The organism is Nocardia sp. NPDC060220 (assembly GCF_042727815.1).
Lineage (GTDB): Bacteria > Actinomycetota > Actinomycetes > Mycobacteriales > Mycobacteriaceae > Nocardia.
Map to the genome: position 1 here is coordinate 1 of NZ_JBHWZY010000973.1, position 2,387 is coordinate 2,387.

A 2,387-nucleotide genomic window follows, 5' to 3' on the forward strand; every position below is an offset into this window, starting at 1 on the left:
CCGTCGAGGACTTCCTTGCGCAACCAGCTGGCCTGGTCGTGGCCTTCGGGCACCGGGAAGATCGGCATCCGGTCGCGGTGAGCCCACACGTCGTCGTAGGACTGCACCCGCTCACCGATGAGCTCGGTGTTGTCGCACGCGCCGGGGACCTCGGCATCCCAGATCGCGCGCATCTCCGCGGCGGACTTGAGGTAGTAGCCGTCACCGTCGAACTTGAAACGGGTCGGGTCCGACAGCGTCTTACCGGTCTGAATGCACAGCAGCGCTTCGTGGTTGACCGACTGGTCCTTGGTGACGTAGTGGCAGTCGTTGGTGGCGATCGGCGGGATGCCGAGCTGCTTGCTGATGTCGATCAGGCCCTCGCGGACCCGGCGCTCGATGGACAGACCGTGGTCCATCACCTCGAGGAAGAAGTTGTCGGCGCCGAAGATCTCCTGCCACTTCGCGGCGGCTTCGAGCGCTTCGCGATCGTGGCCCAGACGCAGGCGGGTCTGCACTTCACCCGACGGGCAGCCGGTGGTCGCGATGATGCCCTCGGCGTGCTGGGCGATGATCTCCTCGTCCATGCGCGCCCACTTGCCGAGCTGGCCCTCGATCGAGGCGAGTGAGGACAGCTTGAACAGGTTGCGCAGGCCGGTCGCGTTCTCGGCGACCATCGTCATGTGGGTGTAGGCACCCGAGCCCGAGACGTCGTCGCCCTTCTGACCCGGATCGCCCCACTTCACCCGCTTGGTGTCGAAGCGCGAGCCCGGTGCGATGTAGGCCTCGATGCCGATGATCGGCTTGATGCCCGCCTTCTTGGCCGAGTTGTAGAACTCCGAGGCGCCGTACATGTTGCCGTGGTCGGTCATGCCGACCGCGGTCATGCCCAACCGATCCGCCTCCGCGAACAGCGGCGAGATCTTCGCCGCTCCATCGAGCATCGAGTACTCGGTGTGGTTGTGCAGGTGAACGAACGATCCGGACGGAGCCAAGACGGTCCTTCCTCCCATAGAGTCGGCGGGGGTTGGCCTTGGCATTCTATGCACGGGGGTCCGACAGATTCGGCACGCCACGAACCGCGCCTGGGCGAGGGGCGGCGTGTCGTGGTGAACGTCACCGACGGGCCCTCGATCTCGCGAAGAAGGCGGCCTGATCCGATTCCGGCGCTCGCCCCGACATAATCGATCGGTGCACACCGATCGGCCGACTCGATGACCCCCTTCATCGTGGCCGCCGCGGCCCTCGCCCTGCTGGTCGTGGCGTTGCTGGTCTGGCGGCGAACCCAGCGGGTCGTCACCACACCCGCCCAGCGGGCCGTCCACCAAGCACTGCACACCGCGTCGCTGGCCGCCGTGCCGTTGCGGCGCGGGCTGACCGAGGAGTCCGCGAGTGAAGCGGCGCCACACCTGCGGGCGCTCGCGGGTGCCGAGGCGCTGGGTGTGGCCGACGCCGAGGGGACGCTGCTGGCGTGGGACGGTCCGCAGACCGGGATGTTCGCCTCGTTCGCCGAGGCGGCGCGCCGCGCCGTCGCCGATGAGCGGCCCGTGCTGGTCACCGGTGACGAGCACACGTTGATCGCGCAACCGTTGCCGATCGACACGGGGGCGGCGGTCGGTGCGCTCGGCATGGTGACGACCGGGAAGCCGGGGCCCGGCATGCTCGGGGCGGTCGCGGAGGTGGCGCGCTACGCGTGTGGACAGCTGGAACTCGCCGAGCTCGACGCGTCGAGGGCGCGGGTCGACCGGGCGGAATTGCGGGCGCTGCGAGCCCAGATCAGCCCGCATTTCATCTACAACGCGCTCAACACGATCGCCTCGTTCGTCCGCACCGACCCGGATCGGGCTCGCGAACTGATCCTCGAATTCGCCGACTTCACCCGCTATTCCTTCCGCGCCGCAGGCGAATTCACCGTGCTCGCCGACGAACTACGCAACATCGAGCGATATCTGGCATTGGAACAGGCCCGCTTCGGCGACGCGCTCGACGTGCGGCTGCGCATCGCACCAGAAGTTCTCGGTGTCGTGCTGCCCTTCCTCGCCTTGCAGCCACTCGTCGAGAACGCGGTCCGGCACGGCCTCGCCGGCGGCGGCCGAGGCGGCCAGCTGAGCATCGTCGCCACCGACGCCGGCACCGACTGCCTGATCAGTGTCGAAGACGACGGCATCGGCATGGACCCGGACCTGTTGCGCTCCGGCGCACTCGACGCCGTCGACACCGGCTCCGGCCCCGCCCGCACCGGCGAGGCGGCCCACGTGGGCCTGGCCAACGTGGACGACCGCCTCCGCGCCGCTTTCGGCAACGACTACGGCCTGGTCGTGGAAACCGCACCCGGCGCAGGCACGAAAGTCAGCATGCGGGTCCCGAAGTTTCGCGCCGGTATTCGGGCCTGATCCCGGTCTCATGGC

At 68.5% G+C, this 2,387-nt stretch carries 2 protein-coding genes; one reads left to right on the forward strand and one right to left on the reverse strand.

Translation table 11 applies throughout. The annotated features are described in order from the left end of the window. Positions 1-923, reverse strand: a 923-nt coding sequence (locus ACFWF3_RS32440) for a PHP domain-containing protein (protein WP_379317663.1), incomplete at its 3' end; no start/stop codon positions are given. Between the two features lie 270 nt (positions 924-1,193). Here ACFWF3_RS32440 and ACFWF3_RS32445 point away from each other — a divergent pair. Then, the gene (locus ACFWF3_RS32445) at positions 1,194-2,372 is read left to right on the forward strand and encodes a sensor histidine kinase (protein WP_378992643.1); all 1,179 of its coding nucleotides are present in this window, start codon (positions 1,194-1,196) and stop codon (positions 2,370-2,372) included. Positions 2,373-2,387 lie beyond the last annotated feature (15 nt).

Coding starts and splice junctions, on each gene's coding strand:
- ACFWF3_RS32445 (WP_378992643.1), top strand. CDS start 1,194: ATGACCCCCTTCATCGTGGCCGCCGCGGCCCTCGCCCTGCTGGTCGTG.